Source organism: Mesorhizobium sp. M7A.F.Ca.ET.027.02.1.1, assembly GCF_004022985.1.
Lineage (GTDB): Bacteria > Pseudomonadota > Alphaproteobacteria > Rhizobiales > Rhizobiaceae > Mesorhizobium.
Map to the genome: position 1 here is coordinate 1 of NZ_RZOL01000037.1, position 18,252 is coordinate 18,252.

General features: G+C 63.9%; 21 protein-coding genes and 1 tRNA gene. 9 read left to right on the top strand and 13 right to left on the bottom strand.

The features are described from left to right. Nucleotides 1-108 precede the first annotated feature (108 nt). Nucleotides 109-672, top strand: coding sequence for a TIGR02281 family clan AA aspartic protease (locus EN749_RS06800; protein WP_128288350.1), 564 nt, complete (start codon nt 109-111; stop codon nt 670-672). Nucleotides 673-755: 83 nt separating this feature from the next. On the opposite strand, the gene deoA is transcribed toward EN749_RS06800, so the two are convergent. From deoA to EN749_RS06830, 6 genes are read right to left on the bottom strand one after another with little or no spacing between them, the layout of a single operon-like run. After that, nucleotides 756-2,075, bottom strand: coding sequence for a thymidine phosphorylase (gene deoA, locus EN749_RS06805; RefSeq protein ID WP_127395408.1), 1,320 nt, complete (start codon nt 2,073-2,075; stop codon nt 756-758). Beyond that, nucleotides 2,075-2,884 carry a purine-nucleoside phosphorylase gene (locus EN749_RS06810; protein WP_128362817.1) on the bottom strand — a complete coding sequence of 270 codons (810 nt, stop codon included), beginning with the start codon at nt 2,882-2,884 and terminating at the stop codon, nt 2,075-2,077. Before EN749_RS06810 ends, deoA begins: the two co-directional genes overlap by 1 nt. A gap of 30 nt (nt 2,885-2,914) precedes the next feature. After that, on the bottom strand, nt 2,915-3,307 hold the full coding sequence (gene cdd / locus EN749_RS06815; protein WP_023812575.1) for a cytidine deaminase: 393 nt from the start codon (nt 3,305-3,307) through the stop codon (nt 2,915-2,917). A 56-nt stretch (nt 3,308-3,363) separates the two neighbouring features. Then, nucleotides 3,364-4,335, bottom strand: a complete 972-nt coding sequence (locus tag EN749_RS06820; protein ID WP_127266924.1) for an ABC transporter permease — start codon at nt 4,333-4,335, stop codon at nt 3,364-3,366. Nucleotide 4,336: 1 nt separating this feature from the next. After that, nucleotides 4,337-5,476, bottom strand: a complete 1,140-nt coding sequence (locus EN749_RS06825) for an ABC transporter permease (RefSeq protein ID WP_023812577.1) — start codon at nt 5,474-5,476, stop codon at nt 4,337-4,339. Next, entirely contained in the window at nt 5,473-7,005 is a 1,533-nt protein-coding gene (locus EN749_RS06830) for an ABC transporter ATP-binding protein (protein WP_127328351.1), read from the bottom strand. Before EN749_RS06830 ends, EN749_RS06825 begins: the two co-directional genes overlap by 4 nt. 229 nt (nt 7,006-7,234) lie before the next feature. Here EN749_RS06830 and EN749_RS06835 point away from each other — a divergent pair, with 229 nt between their 5' ends. Next, nucleotides 7,235-7,441, top strand: a complete 207-nt coding sequence (locus EN749_RS06835; protein ID WP_189367407.1) for a SlyX family protein — start codon at nt 7,235-7,237, stop codon at nt 7,439-7,441. A 22-nt stretch (nt 7,442-7,463) separates the two neighbouring features. After that, nucleotides 7,464-7,871 (top strand): hypothetical protein, encoded by a 408-nt coding sequence (locus EN749_RS06840; RefSeq protein ID WP_127322635.1) that lies wholly within the window; start codon nt 7,464-7,466, stop codon nt 7,869-7,871. Here the strand turns inward: EN749_RS06840 and EN749_RS06845 are convergent. The 5 genes from EN749_RS06845 to EN749_RS06865 form a co-directional block, all read right to left on the bottom strand. Beyond that, nucleotides 7,866-8,327, bottom strand: coding sequence for a GNAT family N-acetyltransferase (locus EN749_RS06845; protein WP_128362818.1), 462 nt, complete (start codon nt 8,325-8,327; stop codon nt 7,866-7,868). The genes EN749_RS06840 and EN749_RS06845 overlap by 6 nt on opposite strands. A gap of 115 nt (nt 8,328-8,442) precedes the next feature. Beyond that, nucleotides 8,443-9,432 (bottom strand): BMP family ABC transporter substrate-binding protein, encoded by a 990-nt coding sequence (locus tag EN749_RS06850; RefSeq protein ID WP_128362819.1) that lies wholly within the window; start codon nt 9,430-9,432, stop codon nt 8,443-8,445. A gap of 208 nt (nt 9,433-9,640) precedes the next feature. Beyond that, nucleotides 9,641-10,306: a peptide-methionine (S)-S-oxide reductase MsrA gene (gene msrA, locus EN749_RS06855; protein ID WP_128362820.1), complete on the bottom strand. Its 666-nt coding sequence runs from the start codon at nt 10,304-10,306 to the stop codon at nt 9,641-9,643. A 100-nt stretch (nt 10,307-10,406) separates the two neighbouring features. Then, the gene (locus EN749_RS06860) at nt 10,407-10,730 is read right to left on the bottom strand and encodes a hypothetical protein (RefSeq protein WP_127266916.1); all 324 of its coding nucleotides are present in this window, start codon (nt 10,728-10,730) and stop codon (nt 10,407-10,409) included. A 303-nt stretch (nt 10,731-11,033) separates the two neighbouring features. Further along, a complete protein-coding gene (locus tag EN749_RS06865) occupies nt 11,034-11,738 on the bottom strand; it encodes a hypothetical protein (protein WP_245481871.1) in 705 nt (234 codons plus the stop codon). Nucleotides 11,739-12,099: 361 nt separating this feature from the next. On the opposite strand from EN749_RS06865, the gene EN749_RS06870 reads away from it, so the two are divergent. Continuing rightward, nucleotides 12,100-12,189: transfer RNA gene (locus tag EN749_RS06870), tRNA-Ser, on the top strand. Between the two features lie 191 nt (nt 12,190-12,380). Here EN749_RS06870 and EN749_RS06875 read toward each other — a convergent pair. Both EN749_RS06875 and EN749_RS06880 read right to left on the bottom strand, forming a co-directional pair. Beyond that, on the bottom strand, nt 12,381-13,598 hold the full coding sequence (locus EN749_RS06875) for an FAD-dependent oxidoreductase (protein ID WP_128362821.1): 1,218 nt from the start codon (nt 13,596-13,598) through the stop codon (nt 12,381-12,383). 15 nt (nt 13,599-13,613) lie between these two features. Next, nucleotides 13,614-14,378, bottom strand: coding sequence for an HpcH/HpaI aldolase/citrate lyase family protein (locus tag EN749_RS06880; RefSeq protein WP_128362822.1), 765 nt, complete (start codon nt 14,376-14,378; stop codon nt 13,614-13,616). 109 nt (nt 14,379-14,487) lie between these two features. Between EN749_RS06880 and EN749_RS06885 the strand changes: the two genes are divergently transcribed. Genes EN749_RS06885 through EN749_RS06905 form a run of 5 tightly spaced genes read left to right on the top strand, consistent with a single transcriptional unit; the run spans nt 14,488 to nt 18,214 of the window. Next, complete coding sequence (locus EN749_RS06885) at nt 14,488-15,378, top strand: 2-hydroxy-3-oxopropionate reductase (protein ID WP_127395398.1); 891 nt, start codon at nt 14,488-14,490, stop codon at nt 15,376-15,378. A 6-nt stretch (nt 15,379-15,384) separates the two neighbouring features. Continuing rightward, nucleotides 15,385-16,197: a shikimate dehydrogenase gene (locus tag EN749_RS06890; RefSeq protein WP_127268820.1), complete on the top strand. Its 813-nt coding sequence runs from the start codon at nt 15,385-15,387 to the stop codon at nt 16,195-16,197. Continuing rightward, nucleotides 16,190-16,996: an SDR family oxidoreductase gene (locus EN749_RS06895; protein WP_127268819.1), complete on the top strand. Its 807-nt coding sequence runs from the start codon at nt 16,190-16,192 to the stop codon at nt 16,994-16,996. The genes EN749_RS06890 and EN749_RS06895 overlap by 8 nt, the downstream gene beginning before the upstream one ends. A 31-nt stretch (nt 16,997-17,027) precedes the next feature. After that, complete coding sequence (locus EN749_RS06900) at nt 17,028-17,375, top strand: RidA family protein (RefSeq protein ID WP_023810158.1); 348 nt, start codon at nt 17,028-17,030, stop codon at nt 17,373-17,375. Nucleotides 17,376-17,425: 50 nt separating this feature from the next. Further along, a complete protein-coding gene (locus tag EN749_RS06905) occupies nt 17,426-18,214 on the top strand; it encodes a FadR/GntR family transcriptional regulator (RefSeq protein WP_164749433.1) in 789 nt (262 codons plus the stop codon). Nucleotides 18,215-18,252: the final 38 nt, after the last annotated feature.

Here is an 18,252-nt window from a genome sequence, read left to right on the forward strand (position 1 = left end):
CGCGCGTCCAGTTCGGACGCGCAAAGGACGCTGTAGCACTTTGATTTGCGCGTGAGCCTTTCCGAAAATCGATCCCGATTTCCGGGGGTCATGCGGCGAGGCCGATCCATGCTGCGCAAACTTCTGATCCTCGCCGTTTTCGCCGGTTCATCGGCATCGATACCGATCGTGTATCAGTCCAATCCGCAACTCGTCGAAAACCTGCTGAGGTCGGCGGTGCCGGGCAAACAAACGGTCGAAGCCCAACCAGACGTCAATCTGGCATCGGTGCCCAACAAGCCCGCGGCCCCGCTGCCGATGGGCCGCAAGGTGGTCGTCGCGGCAGACGAGCGCGGACATTTCTCATCGGCTTTCAAGTTCAACGGGCGCCAGGTCGACGGCATGATCGACACCGGCGCCACGCTGGTCGCCATCAACATGTCGACGGCACGCCGAATCGGCTTGTCGCTGAATGCTTCGGACTTCAGCCACGAGGTCAACACGGCCAACGGCACCATCAAGGCGGCCGTGGCCATGATCGACCGCCTGCAGATCGGCAACATCACGGTCAATGACGTCCAGACCATCGTGCTCGACGACAGGGCGCTGCGCACCAATCTGATCGGCATGAGCTTTCTCAACCGGCTCGACAAATACCAGGTCGAGAACGGCACGCTGCTGCTCGTCCAGTAAGGCTATTCGTTTTCCGCAATTTCCAAGCAAAGCGCTATGCGCTTTCCCGGGAAAACCGGTCCACCACTTTTCCTGGAATTGCTTCAGCCGCGCGGCAGAATCCGCCGGATGACCGACTTGTCGGCGGGCGGCTTCGAGGCGCCGACCGTATAGGCCGAAAGCACGGTAGCCGCGGCGGCCTCGGCATCGGCCGATGAGCGGGCATGGATCAGCGCCAGCGTCTCGCCGGCCCCAACCTCCGCACCGACCGGCAACAGCCTGGTGATGCCGACCGCGGGGTCGATCTTGTCGTCCGGCCGCGTGCGTCCACCTCCCAGGCCGACCACGGCGAGCCCGATATCGCGGGTGGCGATGCCGGTGACGAAGCCGTTTGCGGTCGCCTTGACGGCAAATTCGATCGCCGCCGCCGGCAGATACTTTTCCGGTTTCTCGATGAAATCGGCGGGGCCGCCAAGCGCGGCCACCATGCGTGCGAAGGTGGCGGCGGCGCGGCCGCTGGCGAGTGTCTCGGTGGCGCGCCGCATGCCATCCTGGTTGGACGACACCAGCCCGGCCGACTGCAGCATTTCGGCGGCCAGCGCCAGCGTCACGTCCTCGAGCCGACGGTCACGATACCGGCCGGTGAGGAAATCAACGGCGTTGCGCACCTCGACGGCGTTGCCGGCGGCCGACGCCAAGGGCTCGTTCATGCCGGTGATCAACGCCGAAGCCTTTAGTCCGGCGCCGTTGGCGATCTCAACCAGGCTGTTGGCGAGTGCGGTGGCGTCGCGCGATTTTTCCATGAAGGCGCCGTTGCCGACCTTGACGTCGAGCACCAGCGATTGCAGCCCGGCCGCCAGCTTCTTCGACAGGATCGAAGAGGTGATCAGCGGCACCGATTCGACCGTGCCGGAGACGTCGCGGATCGCGTAGAGCCGTCGATCGGCGGGCGCGAGGTCGGCGGTCTGGCCGATGATGGCACAGCCTGTTTCGAGCACCGCCTTGCGAAACAGCGCGACGTCGGGCTGGCTGATGTAGCCGGGGATGGCATCCATCTTGTCAAGCGTGCCGCCGGTGTGGCCAAGGCCGCGGCCCGAGATCATCGGTACATAGGCGCCGCAGGCGGCGACGATCGGCGCCAGCATCAGCGAGACATTGTCGCCGACGCCGCCGGTCGAATGCTTGTCGGTGACCGGGCCGGGCAGGTCCGACCAGTCGAGCACGTCGCCGGAATCGCGCATCGCCAGCGTGAGCGCCACGGCCTCGTCGCGGTTCATGCCGTTGAAGAACACCGCCATGGCGAAGGCGCCGGCCTGGCCATCGGTGACGGCGCCCGACGTCACGCCCGCGACGAAGCCGGCGATCTCCTCTTCCGACAGCCTGAGGCCATCGCGCTTGCGGCGGATGATTTCCTGGGGAAGCATCAGGTCTCCAGCAGTCCGTCGTGGAACACGCGCTGCAGGATCGTCGCCAGCCGCGCGCCGCCGACCGGTGCCATGTCCTTGGTCTCCTGGTGCGATAGCTCGGCCCCGGTCATGCCGGCCGCCAAATTGGTGATGACCGAACAGGCGGCGACGCGCAGTCCGAGGAAGCGGGCGAGAATGACCTCCGGTACGGTCGACATGCCGACCGCATTGGCGCCCATGATGCGCGCCATGCGGATTTCGGCCGGCGTTTCGAAGCATGGGCCGGAGAACCACATATAGACGCCCTTGTGCAGGGTGGTGCCGGTCGCATTTGCCGCCCGTTCGATGGCCTGGCGGATGCCGGCATCATAGGCTTCAGTCAGGCCGACGAAACGCCGGTCGCTTGGTTCGCCGATCAGCGGATTGGTGCCCGAGAAATTGATGTGGTCCGATATCAGCATCACCGAGCCCGGCGGCATGTCCGGATCGACCGATCCGGCGGCATTGGTGAGGATCAGTTTCGTGATGCCGATGCCGGCAAGCACTTCCAGCACCGGCCGCATCGCCGCGGCAACGCCGTGCTCGTAGTAATGGGCGCGGCCCGACAGCATCAGCACCGGCACGCCGGCAAACAGCCCCGCCACCACCTCGCCGGCATGTCCGGTGACACCGCTTCTGGGAAAACCGGGCAGGTCGGCATAGGAGATGCGGATCGGGCCCTCGATCTGGTCGACCAGACCGCCGAGGCCCGAACCGAGCACCAGTGCCGTGGCGGGCGCCAAGCCGTCCAGCCTTTCGACGATATGATCCAGGGCTTTTTCCGTCATCGCTGCCAGCTGTTCATTTGAGCCCGTTGTTCATTTCAAAATATCGCCGCGGAAGCCGTAGGGCAGCATGTCGCCCATGGTCACGGTCTCGGCCACACCTGCATTGTCGCAGAGATAGAGCTTTGTTTCCGGCCGGCAGAATTCGGCCAGCCGCTGTCGGCAGCCGCCGCAAGGCGAGCATTTCGCCATGCGTTCGGCGATGACGGCGATTTCCACGATCTTGCCGCCGCCGCCCATGATGTAGTGGCCGAGCGCCGTGGTCTCGGCGCACCAGCCTTCCGGATAGGAGGCTACTTCGATGTTGGCGCCGGTAAAGACGCGCCCGTCCTCGGTGCGCAAGGCAGCGCCGACCGGAAACTTAGAATAGGGCGCGTAGGCCCTGGCCATGGCGGCCTTGGCGGCCTCGAACAGATCATGCGACATTCAGGTGTTCTCTCCGATGATCGTGTTCAAAACCCGGCGCAAAGCCGACCTGCCGCTCAACGTTCCTTGACATAAGGCACGCCGCCGGCACGTGGCGGGATTGCCTTGCCGATGAAGCCGGCGAGCAGGATGACGGTGAGGATGTAGGGCAGCGCCTGCATGAACTGCGCCGGCACCTTGCCGATGATGGGCAGCGGTGATCCCTGCAGGCGGATCGACGCCGCGTCCAGGAAGCCGAACAGAAGGCAGGCGAACATGGCGTTGACCGGCTTCCACTTGGCAAAGATCAAGGCTGCCAGCGCGATATAGCCCTTGCCGGCGGTCATGTCCTTCACGAAGCCGCCATTTTGCACCATCGACAGGTAGGCGCCGGCAATGCCGGTGAGGATGCCGGTGCAGATCAGCGCCCTGTAGCGCAGCCAGGCGACCGATATGCCGGCAGTATCGACGGCGGCCGGGTTCTCGCCTACGGCGCGCAGCCTGAGGCCAAAACGGGTGCGAAACAGCACCCACCAGGTGAACGGCACCATCAGGAAGGCAAGATAGACCAGGATCGAGTGGCCCGACAGGAGCTCGGCATAGATCGGTCCGATGATCGGAACGCCGCGGATGGCCTCGGCGCCCGGCAAGGTGATGGCCTCGAAGCGCTCGCCCGGTTGCAGCGCCGGCGTGCGCCCGCCCTGCTGGAACCAGGCCTGGCCGAGGATGATGGTCGAGCCGGCGGCGATGAAATTGATCGCCACGCCGGAGACGATCTGGTTGCCGCGATGGGTGATCGAGGCAAAACCGTGGATCATGGCAAAGGCGACCGAGATCAGGATCGCCATGCCGAGGCCGAGAAAGGCCGAATGGAACACGGAAGCGGCGGCCGCACCGGCGAAGGCGCCGACCAGCATCTTGCCTTCGAGACCGATGTCGAAGATGCCGGCGCGTTCCGAATAGAGGCCGGCGAGGCAGGCAAGCAGCAGCGGCACCGAAAGGCGGATGGTGGAGTCCAGTGTCTGGATGATCGCGTTGAACACATCCATCTCAGGCACCTTTCCCCTTGACCGCTTCCATGCCCACCGATCGCGGACTGAACGAGGCGAACAGCGCCTGGATGTAGGGCCGGAACATGTGCTCGAGGGCACCGGCAAACAGGATCACCAGGCCTTGAATGATGACGATCATGTCGCGGCTGATCGCCGGCATCTCGAAGGCGAGTTCGGCGCCGCCCTGGTAGAGCATGCCGAACAGGATCGCCGCCAGCACGATGCCGACAGGGTGCAGGCGGCCCATCAGCGCCACGGCGATGCCGACGAAGCCGGCGCCGGAAACGAAGTCGATGGCGACATTGTGCTGATCGCCCATCACCGGATTGAGTGCCATCATGCCGGCCAGCCCGCCCGAGATCATCATGGCGGTGATGATGATGCGGGTTTCGGAGATGCCGGCATAGCGTGCCGCTTTCGGGCTGTGACCGTAGGTGCGCATTTCATAGCCGAGCTTGGTGCGCCAGATCAGCAGCCAGACCAGGAAGGCCATGACCAGCGCCAGCAGGAAGGTGACATTGAGCGGCGCCGAACGGATCTTGGCGCCGAACAGCTCGATGATCCAGTTGAGCTTGGGCAATTCCGCGCCGGCGAGGAAGTTACGCGTCTGCGGCGCTTGCGAGGCGGCTGGCTTCAACGGGCCGACCAGCAGGTAAACCATGATCGAGGCGGCGATGAAGTTGAACATGATGGTGGTGATGACGATGTGCGAGCCACGCTTGGCCTGCAGATAGGCCGGGATGAGCGCCCACAATGCGCCGACCGCCGCCGCGGCAATGATCGCCAGCGGGAAGGTCAGCCACCATGGCAGTGTGCTGTCGAAGCTCAGGCAGACGATGGCGATGCCGAGGCCGGCGATGTAGGCCTGCCCTTCGGTGCCGATGTTGAACAGGCCGCAATGCGCGGCCACCGCCACCGAAAGCCCGGTGAAGATGAAGGTGGTGGCATAAAAGAGGGTGAAGGCGATGCCTGTGCCTTTGCCGAAGGCGCCCTCGACCAGGATGACGGCTGCGCGCAACGGATTCTCGCCGACCAGAAGCACGACGAAGCCGGCGACGACGAAGGCGACGAACAGATTGATCAGCGGGATCAGGCCATAGTCGGCCCAGGCCGGCAGTTTGGCGTAAGGCGCGCTCAAAGTGCTGCCTCCTGGTGCTCGATGCCAGCCATCAGCAGGCCGAGTTCGCCCTCGGTCGCTTCGGGACCGCGCTCGCCGACGATGCGGCCGGCAAACATCACCAGGATACGGTCGGACAGCGAACGGATCTCGTCCAGCTCGACCGACACCACCAGCACCGCCTTGCCCTGGTCGCGCATGGCGATCAGGCGCTTGTGGATGAATTCGATGGCGCCGACATCGACGCCGCGTGTCGGCTGGCCAACGATCAGAACACCAGGGTCCTGTTCCATCTCCCGCGCCAGCACGATCTTCTGCTGGTTGCCGCCGGAGAAATTAGCGGTCTTCAGCCGGCAGTCGGCCGGGCGGATGTCGTATTTGGCGATCTTGTCCCTGGCATCGTTGCGGATGGCATCGATGTTGAGGAACGGCCCCTTCAAATAGCGGGGATCATCGTGATAGCCGAGGATCGAATTCTCGTTCTCCTCGAAGGCCAGCACCAGGCCGACGTGATGACGGTCCTCCGGCACATGCGCCAGGCCGCGGTCGCGCAGTTCGCCCGGGTCGGCCGCACCGGTCAGGTCGATCGGCTTGCCGTCGAGCATGACCGAGCCGGACACCGCACGCCTGATGCCGGAAATCGCCTCGAGCAGTTCGGATTGTCCGTTGCCGGCGACACCGGCGATGCCGACGATCTCGCCGGCCCTGATATCGAAGGAGATGTCGTCGACCATGGTTACGCCGCGCGTATCCTTCACCGTCAGGTTCTTGACAGCGAGCTTGACGGCGCCGGCCTCGGCCTCGCCCTTCTCGACCCGCAAGAGCACGCGCCGCCCGACCATCAGCTCGGCCAGTTCCTCGACAGTCGTCTTCCTGGTTTCGCGCGTCGCCACCATCGTGCCCTGGCGCATCACCGACACGGTGTCGGTGATGGCCATGATCTCGCGCAATTTGTGGGTGATCAGCACCACCGTCTTGCCCTGGTCTTTCAATTGCCCGAGGATGCGGAACAGGTGGTCGGCCTCGGCCGGCGTCAGCACGCCCGTCGGCTCGTCGAGGATCAGGATCTCGGCGCCGCGATAGAGCGCCTTCAGGATCTCCACCCGCTGCTGCAGGCCGACCGGCAGCTCCTCGATGATTGCATCGGGATCGACTTCTAGCCCGTATTCACGCTCCAGCCGCTCCAGTTCGGAGCGCGCCTTGGCGATGCTCTTCTTCAAGAGCGCATCGCTTTCGGCGCCTAGGATGACGTTCTCCAGCACCGTGAAATTGTCGACCAGCATGAAGTGCTGATGCACCATGCCGATGCCGAGCGCGATGGCGTCATTGGGGGTCTTGATCGAGGCCGGCTGGCCGCCAACGCGGATTTCGCCGCTGTCGGCCTGGTAGAAGCCGTAGAGGATCGACATCAGCGTCGACTTGCCAGCTCCGTTCTCGCCGACAATGCCGTGGATCGTGCCGCGACCGATCTCAAGATTAATGTCCCGGTTGGCGCGCACCGCACCAAAGCTCTTGTTGATGCCGATCAACTCGATTGCGGCTTGCGCCATGCAGCCTGTCCCACTCTTATTTTTTTATCGCTTGGTCAAAACGCCTAGCATGACGCTCCGCCCGTGCCAATTGCGGAGCAGGTTCACTCTCGACAAATCCCGGTGCGCTTGTCAATTTGCAACGTGGCCGGGGCCTTCACATTCGCTAGTATGACGGAGCCGAAATTCGCATCACGGCGCAAGACATCGCGGTCAACGACATCGCGGCGAAGATTGGGGAATTCACATGATCATGCCCGCCGACCGGCTGACGACGCTGGAAATACGCGCCGCCGAGCAGGAGAAGACCATCGAGGAACTGTCCGGCCAGATCGCCGAGCAGTGGAAGGTGATCGAGCGCATGCAGCGCAAGCTCGACGCGCTGACGGATCGCTTCCTGGCGCTGGAGGAGCAGACAGGAGATGAAGTGCCGGTAACCAAGCCACCGCACTGGTGAGGAAAAAGGGAAGGTGCACGCCTTGGTCAGTGAAAGCGATCGCATCGCGCGGGCCGGCGAATATGTGCTCGGTCTTATGAACGACAAAGACCGCGAACGGGCCGAACGTGACCTGGAGGTCGATCCCGCCTTCCGCGACGCGGTCGCGCGACTTGCCGAGCAGATGTATTTCTTCGACCGTTACGGAAAACGCGGCCTGCTGCCTGGCAGGCATTGGGAACTGGTTACCCAACGCCTAGCCGAGTTACCTCAGATGCGCAGCGTCGAGCTCGGCGGCAATGAGGTCAAACCGCGCACGGTGATCCGAAGCCTGTCCCGGCCACCATACGGCATTGGCGTGCACGCGCTTGGCGGCCGGCGCGGAGTTGTCGTTGCCGCCGGGCTGATGGTGGCGTTCGCGCTGGGCTGTCTCGTCGCGAAGCTGCTATAGGCGAGGCCGGCGCGACATCATCGCCATCTTCTCGCCGTCCGAGCCGCTTATCTCAACGGTATTCCAGCCGAGAGCCGCGTAGAAATCACGCGCATCCCATGTGTAGAGATGGAGCATCTCGACGCCCCGTGACGCCGCATGGGCTTCCGTTGCCTTGACCAGCGCGGTGGCGATGCCTCGGCGTCGATATCTTGCATCGACAACCAACCCGGCCAGCCACGGCGTCAGATCATGTGCGGGCTCCAGTTCGTGGCGGACCAGCAGGCATGTCCCGACCGGGGTGTCGCCGATCCGGGCCACGAATTCCGCCTCGAAGCCATCACCGGCGATCAAGCCACGAAGCCCTGCCGCATCTTCCCCGAGCGTCCTTCCGGTTCCCTCGAAAAACGTGGCCAGGCGCAGCTGGGCTACCGCTGCTACGTCGTGCTCGCCCATGGGTGCGATCTTCGGCTGCATCTGTATCCCGAAACGGTGGCCGGCACGGAGCGAACGTTTCGCTCGAACTGATAAAGGCAAAACCGCCGGGCTGGCGCCCGGCGGTTTGCAGATCATGTCTGTGTGTTCGTGCCGCTCAATAGGGGCAAGCGTTGTCAGCCGTATAGTCGTGTACTTCGACCTTGCCGGCAATGATGTCGGCCTTGGCCTTTTCGACGGCCGCCTTCATCTCGTCCGTCACCAGCGCCTTGTTGTTGTCGTCCATGGCGTAGTCGACGCCGCCTTCCTTGAGGCCCAGATTCTCGACTCCGCCCTTGAAGGTGCCGTTCTTGCCGTCCATGAAGGCGGTGTAGACGGCGACGTCGACGCGCTTCAGCATCGAGGTCAGCACCTTGCCCGGCTGCAGCCCGTTCTGGTTGGAATCGACGCCGATGCCGAGCTTGCCGGCATCTGCCGCCGCCTGCAGCACGCCGACGCCGGTGCCGCCTGCCGCGGCGTAGATCACGTCGGAGCCCTGGTCGATCTGCGTTTTGGCGATCTCGCCGCCCTTGGCCGGATCGTTCCAGGCAGCCGGCGTGTCGCCGGTCATGTTCTGGATGACATCAGTCGCACCAGCCGACTTGGCGCCGCCGACATAGCCGCATTCGAACTTGCGGATCAGCGGGATATCCATGCCGCCAACGAAGGAGACCTTCTTGGACTTAGAGGCCATCGCCGCCAGGATGCCGACGAGGTAGGAGCCCTCCTGTTCCTTGAACTTCAGCGACCGCACGTTCGGCAGATCGACCTGGTCGTCGATGATGGCGAAGTTCAGGTCGGGGTATTCGGCGGCGACCTTGGTCAGCGCGTCCGTCCAGGCAAAGCCGGCCATGACGATCGGGTTGCGGCCGTCCTCGGCGAAGCGGCGCAGCGCCTGCTCACGCTGCGAGGCATTGGAGACCTCGAATTCGACGTAGGCCGTGCCGGTTTCCGTCTTGAATTTCTCGGCGCCGTTGTAGGCAGCCTCGTTGAAGGATTTGTCGAACTTGCCGCCGAGATCATAGAGGATGGCCGGCTGGACATCCGCGGCGAAAGCCGGAAGAACCATTGCGGTTGCGGCCAGGAGGCCGAGAACGATACGTTTCATGTGATCCACACCCTGTCGGTTATTTTTTCCGTTATGCACCGCATGCCGGCCCGGTTCTCCGGCAGGCATACGACGTCAGCCAGGAGTGTATTCCCTCCCGCTCGGCGGCAATCTGGCATGGCCCGAAACAAAATTCACGCGGAATTTTGACCTTTTGGAAAAGCTTGGTGCGGACAAGCCGCACCGCAGCTTGTCCTTGCGCCAAGTGTCAGGCGGAGGCGGCGGCAGGGATGGCGCAAGCGACGCCGGTGCCTTTGAGGTTGCACGTGCCGTAAGGGTTCTTCGCCAGATATTGCTGGTGATCGGCTTCTGCGAAGTAGAATTCGGCCGCCGGCGCGATCTCGGTGGTGATCCTGCCGTGGCCGGCACCGCGCAGCGAGGTCTCATACGCATCGCGCGAGGCGCTCGCCGCCCGCAATTGCGCCTCGTCGCTCGTGTAGATCGCGGAGCGATAGGTGGTGCCGACATCATTGCCCTGGCGCATGCCCTGCGTGGGGTCGTGGCTTTCCCAGAACAGCTTCAGAAGCCCAGCATAGGAGACGATCTCGGGGTCATGGACCACCAGCACCACTTCGGCGTGGCCGGTAAGCCCTGTGCAGGTCTCCTGATAGGTCGGATTGGGCGTGAAGCCGCCCGAATAGCCGGCCGCGGTGACCCAGACGCCTTCGATCTGCCAGAACAGCCGCTCCGCTCCCCAGAAGCAGCCCAGTCCGAACATCGCCGTCTCCAGCCTCTCGGGATAAGGACCTTTGAGCGATCTTTTCAAGACCTTGTGTCTGGATGCGGTCGGGATCGCCCTGGCGCGGCCCGGCAGGGCCTCGGAGGGCTTCGGCAGATTGAGCTTCTTGTTCAGCATGTCGCTGAGAAAGAACATGCGCGGCTCCTCTCCGGGTGAAACGCAAGAAGCCGCATGACGGCGGCTTTGTTTGAGCATCGGATTCCCAAAACCGGCAACCGCTTTTGGGTCCGATGCTCTAGGTGGCGGCGAACTGCCCAGCACGCGGTGGCCGCCTGTAGCCTATCGCATAGAGCAGGAAAGCCAGCACCGCGAACACGGCGAAGCCCGGCTGGTTCAGCACCCAGGCGACGGCGCCGTCCCACAGCAGCGGGCTGGCCTTGGTTCGGATGAAGGTTTCGAAGGCGGCCCTCGTGTCGGGCGAGACCGCCAGCCAACTGGTGTTGAGCGGGGTCAGCACCAGCACGGAGGCCGCCACGGTGCGTGTCGCGTCGAGCACCGCCATGATGACGGAAATCGACAGCGCGATCATTGCGGCAAGACGAAAGACGAAGCGAAACATTAGAACCCTCCTCCGGGCTGGTCCCCTCCCGAGGGGCCTTTCAGAGATAGAATGCGCATGGCTGGATCGCAATCGCCATACGCGAATTTGCAGACTCCAAACTCAGGTCAACAGAAGGCCGGACGACAGTCGGTTGGGTAGCTCTTCATTGACATGTGAGGGCAGCTATGCTAACAATTTGGCGGGGTGCTGATTTGCGCCGACGACCCGCCGCACAGGCGGGTTTTTGCGTTTGGTGCCTCGCAAACCGACGTGCCGGCCAAGTCTTCAAAGACCGGGTGAACCCGGATCCGTTGCCCTGCGCTATGCGGCCGGCTCCCTTTTGCGCCGATGGACACGCCAGACGGCAAAAACGCCGCCGCCAATGGCGCCGATCACCAGGCCGGCCAAGCCGGTGAACACGGCGAAATAGCCGCAGGCGCCCTCGAAACAGCTCATCTTGGTGGCATCAGCGATCACCGAGCCGATGGCGAATCCGCCCACGGCGCCGATGACCGCGCCCAGGACGATGCCGAGCAGCGCGGCGACGACCGAGACGAAGACAGGCGGGCTTTCGGTTTCCGGATTGACATAAACGGCATCGGCTTCGGATCCACGGCGCAGCAGATAGATGCAGAGGAACCCGATGGCGATTTGAGCAGCGGTGATGGCAAGCGCCTGGCCCGAAAAGACGAAATCCGAAATCGTCAGTGCACAGGCCTGCCAGGCCACCAGCCAGATGATTGTGGCGACCTGCCAGATGGTGAACTGGCGCGGGAAACGGGCCGAGCGGCCGAAGGCGAGGCCGAGCAGGTAAAGCCCCCACAGGATGGTGACGATGTCGACGGCGAGCCCGCCATAGACAAGGTAAAACACGCTGTCTGGCAGGCCGGTGGCGCCGACCGCGGGCCAGACGGAGATCAGGCCGTAGACCGACCACGCCATGACGAAGACGAGCCAGCCCACCGGCACGAAGGAAAGCCCGCTGTCCGGCCGCCTGACTGGCGTCTGTCCATTGCTCGATGTCATGTCCGCACAATGCCCCCGCAAAGCCTCGGCACCCGACAGGCAACTCCGGGGGAAGTCAAGGGCGGCCGGCCCGGCGGTCGTGCCTGTGCACACCATTGCAGCGGCGGCGCCCGTAAAAACGGGCATGCCGGCCGCCTTGTGAAACACTGTGTGGCCGGCAAAGCGAATAGACGGCTGATATGGCTTGGCATTCGGCGCCGGATCGACTAGATGAGCCCCGCGCCTGTTGCTTCGACGGCTCAGGTGCGGGGAAGGGCGTTCGCTGGTTGGCGGCGCCGATGGCGGAAGTTCCGCCTTGCCCCAAGGGAGGTGCATCTCCCCAACCCGCGCGGCAAAACCGGCCGACGTGACATGCATGGACGGAGAGGTGGCCGAGTGGTTGAAGGCGCACGCCTGGAAAGTGTGTTTACGGGAGACCGTAACGCGGGTTCGAATCCCGCTCTCTCCGCCAGTTTGCACCTAGGTGTGATCAAGATCGGCGCGCCCAGGCAATATGATCTGGCGCAGGCTGCCGACGCTCATCGCGATCTCGAGGCCAGGAGGACAACCGGGGCGCTTGTGCTTGGTGCAATCTCGAACACGACCGACGTCCCGTAGTGAATTGCATCGCCAAATCAAAACGGGGTGGTCGATCGTCTCGCCCTAGATCACCGCTTCCTCGAGGAACGGCTCGTTGCGCTCTATGCGTTCGTAACAGAATGGCGAGAGATCGAGCGTCTGGAAAGCCCCGTGAACGATAAGTTCTGAAACTCCCCGGCCCACGGCTGGCGACTGTTGCAGCCCGTGCCCCGAGAAGCCGTTGGCAAACATGAAATTGGTCACCTGCGGGTGGAAGCCGACGATGCCGTTGTGGTCGAGCATGTTGTACTCGTAGTGGCCGGTCCAACTGGTCTGGACCTTGAGTGCGTCGAAAGACGGAATGCGGTGCCAGAGTGCCGGCCAGATGTAGTCGTCGAACTCTTCATGGTGCATTTCAAAGTCGTCGTAGCCGGCCGGTCCGTCGCCCTGCGGCGTGTTGCCGGTGAGAAAAAGCTCGCCTTCGGGACGCACGAATGTTCCGGAAAGGTCGATGACATTGGGCATCCGGCCGGGGATCGGGTTGGCGCTGGCGAAGACGAAGCTGTAGCGCTTGTAGGGCGCGACCGGGATCGACAGGCCGGCCATGGCTGCCACCTGCTGCGCGCGCGGGCCCGCGGCGTTGACCAATGTTCCGCAACGAACCGTCTGTCCGGTCGCGAGGCGCACCGAGATGACCCGTCCATCGGCAATATCCAGCCCTGTCGCTGCATTGTCGATATACTCGACGCCGCTGGCGCGGGCGGCTCGGCGGAAACCGTTCATCAGCCCCACGGAATCGAACCAGCCCTCTTCCCGAGCCCCCCAGGAACCGCCGCCGAGATCCTCCACATTGAGCCAGGGGAAGCGATCCTTCAGCGGGCCCGGCTCGAGGAACACTGTGTGGGCCCCAAAACTGCGCTGCAGATCGACGCGCTCGCGGGCCGCTTCGACGCCGTCGGGTGAACAGCAGTAAAGATATCCATGCTCCTTGAAGCCGAGGTCGGGCGCCGGCTCGTCCCTGTAGAAGGGTGCCATGCGCTCCTGGAAGGTGCGGATGACCTCGATGCCGAACTGGCTGATCTTCACATTGATCGGATTGGAATATTGCTGCCGGATCGCGCTGGTGGACAGCGCCGTCGATGAAAACTCGTAACTGCTATCGCGCTCGACCACGAGGATCGAGGCACCGCTGCCCAGCGCCTGGCTCAGCCAGTAGGCCGTGGACGAGCCGACAACCGCTCCGCCGACGATGACGATGTCGTAGGCGTTGCGCGATGGCGCTTTGTAAGGCGGGATCCCCATGGCTCCGACTCCAAGCTACTGGTTGAACAAAGCGATCAGGGCATCCGAGCCCCGCGCAAGAAGGCCAAGGTCCGAACCGACGGCAACCATGGTGAAGCCTTCGGCAAGGTAGCGGTCGGCATCGGCCTTCGCCGGCGCCAGGATGCCGCTTGCCTTGCCTGCCGCCGTCGCGGCCTTGCGCACGGACGAGATTGCCTCCTGGACATGTGCCGCGCCGGGATTGCCCATCGCGCCCATATTGGTGGAAAGATCGCCGGGACCGACGAAGAGAACGTCGACGCCGTCGACCGCCGCGATCTCGGCGGCATTCGCCACGCCCAATTGATCCTCGATCTGCACGGCGAGAAGTTGCTGCTCACGCGCCTTGGCGTGGTAGCCGGCGATGCGGCCGAAGGCGTTGGCGCGGTGACCGACCGAGAAGCCGCGAAATCCGCCGGGCGCATAGGTCATGGCCGCGACGATGGCGCGGGCCTGATCGGCGGTTCGTACATTGGGGATCATCAGGCTGCGTGCGCCGATATCCAGCGCCTGCTTGATCAGATTGGGATCGTCGGAGGGCAGCCTGACGACAGCCTCGCTGTCGAAGCCGCCCATCACCTGAAGCTGCGCCATGATGCTGCGCAGATGGTTGGGGCTGTGCTCGCCGTCGATCAGAACCCAATCGGCTCCAGAGCCGGCGACGATCTCCGTGGTGAGCGCCGCAGCCAGCGAGCACCAGATGCCGATGTGAGCCCGGCCAGCCGCGGTGGCGGCTTTCAGCGTGTTGAGGCGTTCTTGCATCTTGCGATCGTCTCCAATCATCTGGTTGAAATTTGTATGATGTCCTATATCATATGGCTACAAAACGCTGCAAGATGCGATGTACGGACTTTCGAATGGGAGCTGGAGAATGAGGATCGGGTTCATCGGGCTTGGCGTCATGGGAGCACCGATGGCGCGTCACCTGGCCGATGCCGGGCATGAGATCGTCACCGTTCTCAATCGCTCCCCTCTGCCGCAGGGCCTGACCGCATCGGTGGTCGCGTCCGCCGCCGAAGTGGCACGGGGGTCCGAGATCGTCGTCACCATGCTGCCCGACACGCCTGACGTCGAACGCGTCCTGTTGGGCGAGGACGGCGTCCTGGAAGGACTGTCAGCCGGCAAGCTGGTCATCGACATGAGCTCGATCAGCCCCATCGCCACGGCGGCGTTCGCGGCGAAACTGCGAGAGAAGGGAGCCGGCTACCTCGACGCCCCGGTCTCGGGCGGCGAGGTCGGCGCCAAGGCGGCAAGCCTCACCATCATGGTCGGCGGCCCGGCCGCCGAGTTCGAGCGGGCGCTGCCGATCTTTGAGACACTCGGCAAGAACGTCACTTTGATCGGCGAGCAGAATGGCGCCGGGCAGACCTGCAAGATCGCCAACCAGATCATCGTTGCGCTCAACATCGAGGCCGTGGCCGAAGCGCTTGTCTTCGCCAGCAAGGCCGGGTGCGACCCGGCGAAGGTTCGCGGCGCCCTGATGGGTGGCTTCGCCGCTTCCCGCGTCCTGGAAGTGCATGGCCAGCGCATGATCGACCGGACCTTCGCCCCAGGCTTTCGCATCAAGCTCCACCAGAAGGATCTCAACCTGGCCCTTGACAGTGCCCGCGCCCTTGGCGTGGCGCTGCCGAACACCGCCATGGCGCAGCAACTGATGAATGCCTGTTCGGCCCATCCAGGTGGCGCCGAGGCCGATCACTCGTCTCTCGTCCGGGCGCTGGAGATCCTCGGCGGCCACGAACTGTCAAAAGAAAAGGAGTAAAAACCGATGCGCGGAACCGGCAAGGCCGAGATCTTCGTGATGCTGGCCCATCCCGTGGCCCATGCCAAGAGTCCCGGCATATTCAACGAGATCTTCGAGCAGAAGGGCCTCGACAGCCTCATGGTGCCCTTGAGCTGCCGCCCGGAGGATTTCGAGACCTTCTGGGCCGGCATCACGGCAGCCGAGAATATCAGGGGCGTGATCATCTCGGTGCCGTACAAGGTTGCGGTCTACCACAAATGCTCCGCAGCGCATGACCGCGCCGCGCGGGTGGAAAGCGCCAACTCGGTGCGACGGCTGCCGGATGGCAGCTGGTATGCCGACAATTTCGACGGCGTCGGCTTCATCGATGCGCTCAAGGCGAACGGACATCAGATCGCCGGCCGCCGCATTCTTCAAGTCGGTGCCGGTGGCGCCGGTGCCTCGCTCGCCTATTGTCTCGCGGAAGCCGGCGCCGACGAAATCCGCCTTACCGACATCGATACGGCGCGCGCCGGGAAACTGGCGGCGCTGGTTGGCCGCGCGTTCCCGAAATGCCGCATCCAGGTCGGAGAGGCCGAGCCTTCCGGCATGCATATGGCGATCAACGCCACGCCTGTCGGCATGCATGCCGGCGATCCGCTGCCGCTTGACGTCAGCCGGCTGACCCCGGATATGACGGTCGTGGACATCATCATGGAGCCTGCGGAAACCGCTCTGCTGCGGGCGGCCAAGGGGATCGGCTGCCGCGTTCAACCGGGACGCCCGATGATGGATTTCCAGGTCCGGGCGATGTCCGAATTCTTCGACATCGAAGGCAAGGACCGCGGCCATGGCTGAGACACCGACTGCCGTCGTCATCGGCGGCACCTCCGGCATCGGACGCGCTATCGCGCAGCGCTTCGCAGAAGACGGTTATCATGTGGTCGTCTCCGGCCGGGATGCGACGAGGGGCAATGAGGCGGCCGGCTCCTGTCAGGCGGCGGGCGCGCCGCGTGCGCTGTTTGTCCAGACAGATGTCGCAGATAGCGGCTCAGTCGAGGCTCTGGCACGGATTGTCAGCGACGGGTTCGGCACGCCTCACGTCGTCGTCAACTGCGCCGGCATCTTGCAGAGCGGCAAGTACGTCCTTGATCAGGATCTGGACGAGGACGAGAAGATGTGGCGGGTGAATTATCGCGGCACGCTGTTGGGGTGCCAGGTGTTTGGCCGGCTGATGTCGGCCGCCCGGCGAGGCGCGATCCTGAATGTCGGCTCGCTCGCCTCTTTCGCGCCGCTGTCGCTGCCGGCCTACACGCCGGGAAAGCATGCGGTCCTGGCCCTGACCCAGATCCTCGCCGCCGAACTCGGCCCGCATGGCGTTCGCGTCAATGCGGTCGCCCCTGGCTATACACTTTCCGATGGTTTGAAGACCAAGATCGCCAGGGGCGAACGCAACCCCGAAGCCATACAGGCCACCACGGCACTGCGACGCTTCGTCGAGCCGCGCGATGTCGCCGAGGCGGCATTGTTCCTCTGCTCGGAGCGCGCTGCTTCGATTACCGGCGTCACCTTGCCGGTCGACGCCGGCTGGCTGGTTCAGGCGCCTTACGCACAATATCTGCAGGGAAATCCCATCCGGCAAACGCCGGCTATCTGACAAGGATAATCCAGTGATCAATATCCCGCCAGTGAGCGACATCCAGCGCTTCGACTTCGATACCCGCATCCACCATGGCGTCATCCATAACGGCACGCTCTACCTCACCGGCCAGGTCGCGAGGCCCGGCCAGTCCGCGGCCGACCAGATGCGCGAGGTGCTCGGCAAGATCGATGCGCTGCTTGGCAAGGCGGGCACGGACAAGACCCGCATCCTTCATGTGCAGATGTGGCTGGACGACATCAGGGATTTCGACGAGGTCAATGCGGTGTGGGACGCCTGGATGCCCGGGGAGCACGCACCGGCGCGCTCATCGGGCGAAGGACGGATGGCGAAGCCCGGAATGCTGGTCGAGCTGATCGTCACCGCGGCGGTTTGAATGGTCCTGCCGGTTCGGGCATCATCCCGAATCTGGCGAGAGGGAGACTGATGACGAAGCGCAAGCCGCTTTCCACCGTCGTGGCGGAGAGCCTGTCCGAGAAGATCCGTTCCGGACAGCTGCTGCCCGGCGCGCAATTGCCGACTGAGGCGGAGCTTTGCGCCGAGTACGATGTCAGCCGCACCGTGGTGCGGGAAGCTGTGGCGCGACTGCGTTCCGAAGGCCTGGTGGTGCCGCAGCAGGGGCGCGGCATGTTCGTCAGCGAGACGCCGGCGCCGCGCAACTTCTCGATACCGGACGAAGCGCTCAGGACCTTGCCGGAAACCATTGCGCTGCTCGAGCTGAGGTTGAGCGTCGAGGTGGAGTCGGCAGGATTGTGCGCGGAACGGCGCACCGATGCGGAAGCCAGCGCGATCCGCACCTTGATGGAACAGGTCGACGCCCAGCAGGCCGATCCCGCCGTCGTCCAGATCCACTACGACTATGATTTCCACCTGGCGATCGCCAAGGCGGCACGAAATGAATTCATCCACGGTTTCCTAAGCTATCTCGGGCCGATGATCGTGCCGCGCTTCCAGCTCGGCTATCTGGTCACGCCCGAACTCAAGGACAGCTACTACGCGCGCATACACAGCGAACATAAGACAATCGTCGACGCCATCGAAAGGCAGGATGGCCGCGCCGCCCGCCAGGCCATGCGCAAGCACCTGCACAACAGTCTCGGGCGGGTGCGCGCCCTGGCCCGAGCCTCTGGCGTGGAGGCAATCGAAGCCGAGCAGAAGGCGGCGGCGGCCTCACTTTTCACCGACATGAAAAGGCCTGCCTCGACAGGCGGATGAGGCCTCGCGAATTCGATCGCATCGGCGCGCCTGGGCTG

Excerpts from the sequence above, each read along its gene's own strand:
- deoA (WP_127395408.1), bottom strand. The coding sequence starts at position 2,075 with ATGCTTCCCCAGGAAATCATCCGCCGCAAGCGCGATGGCCTCAGGCTG.
- EN749_RS06800 (WP_128288350.1), top strand. The coding sequence starts at position 109 with ATGCTGCGCAAACTTCTGATCCTCGCCGTTTTCGCCGGTTCATCGGCA.
- EN749_RS06810 (WP_128362817.1), bottom strand. The coding sequence starts at position 2,884 with ATGACGGAAAAAGCCCTGGATCATATCGTCGAAAGGCTGGACGGCTTG.
- EN749_RS06820 (WP_127266924.1), bottom strand. The coding sequence starts at position 4,335 with ATGGATGTGTTCAACGCGATCATCCAGACACTGGACTCCACCATCCGC.
- EN749_RS06890 (WP_127268820.1), top strand. The coding sequence starts at position 15,385 with ATGCGCGGAACCGGCAAGGCCGAGATCTTCGTGATGCTGGCCCATCCC.
- EN749_RS06885 (WP_127395398.1), top strand. The coding sequence starts at position 14,488 with ATGAGGATCGGGTTCATCGGGCTTGGCGTCATGGGAGCACCGATGGCG.
- msrA (WP_128362820.1), bottom strand. The coding sequence starts at position 10,306 with ATGTTCTTTCTCAGCGACATGCTGAACAAGAAGCTCAATCTGCCGAAG.
- EN749_RS06880 (WP_128362822.1), bottom strand. The coding sequence starts at position 14,378 with ATGCAAGAACGCCTCAACACGCTGAAAGCCGCCACCGCGGCTGGCCGG.
- EN749_RS06865 (WP_245481871.1), bottom strand. The coding sequence starts at position 11,738 with ATGACATCGAGCAATGGACAGACGCCAGTCAGGCGGCCGGACAGCGGG.
- EN749_RS06905 (WP_164749433.1), top strand. The coding sequence starts at position 17,426 with ATGACGAAGCGCAAGCCGCTTTCCACCGTCGTGGCGGAGAGCCTGTCC.
- EN749_RS06845 (WP_128362818.1), bottom strand. The coding sequence starts at position 8,327 with ATGCAGCCGAAGATCGCACCCATGGGCGAGCACGACGTAGCAGCGGTA.
- EN749_RS06830 (WP_127328351.1), bottom strand. The coding sequence starts at position 7,005 with ATGGCGCAAGCCGCAATCGAGTTGATCGGCATCAACAAGAGCTTTGGT.
- EN749_RS06895 (WP_127268819.1), top strand. The coding sequence starts at position 16,190 with ATGGCTGAGACACCGACTGCCGTCGTCATCGGCGGCACCTCCGGCATC.
- EN749_RS06850 (WP_128362819.1), bottom strand. The coding sequence starts at position 9,432 with ATGAAACGTATCGTTCTCGGCCTCCTGGCCGCAACCGCAATGGTTCTT.
- EN749_RS06875 (WP_128362821.1), bottom strand. The coding sequence starts at position 13,598 with ATGGGGATCCCGCCTTACAAAGCGCCATCGCGCAACGCCTACGACATC.
- cdd (WP_023812575.1), bottom strand. The coding sequence starts at position 3,307 with ATGTCGCATGATCTGTTCGAGGCCGCCAAGGCCGCCATGGCCAGGGCC.
- EN749_RS06860 (WP_127266916.1), bottom strand. The coding sequence starts at position 10,730 with ATGTTTCGCTTCGTCTTTCGTCTTGCCGCAATGATCGCGCTGTCGATT.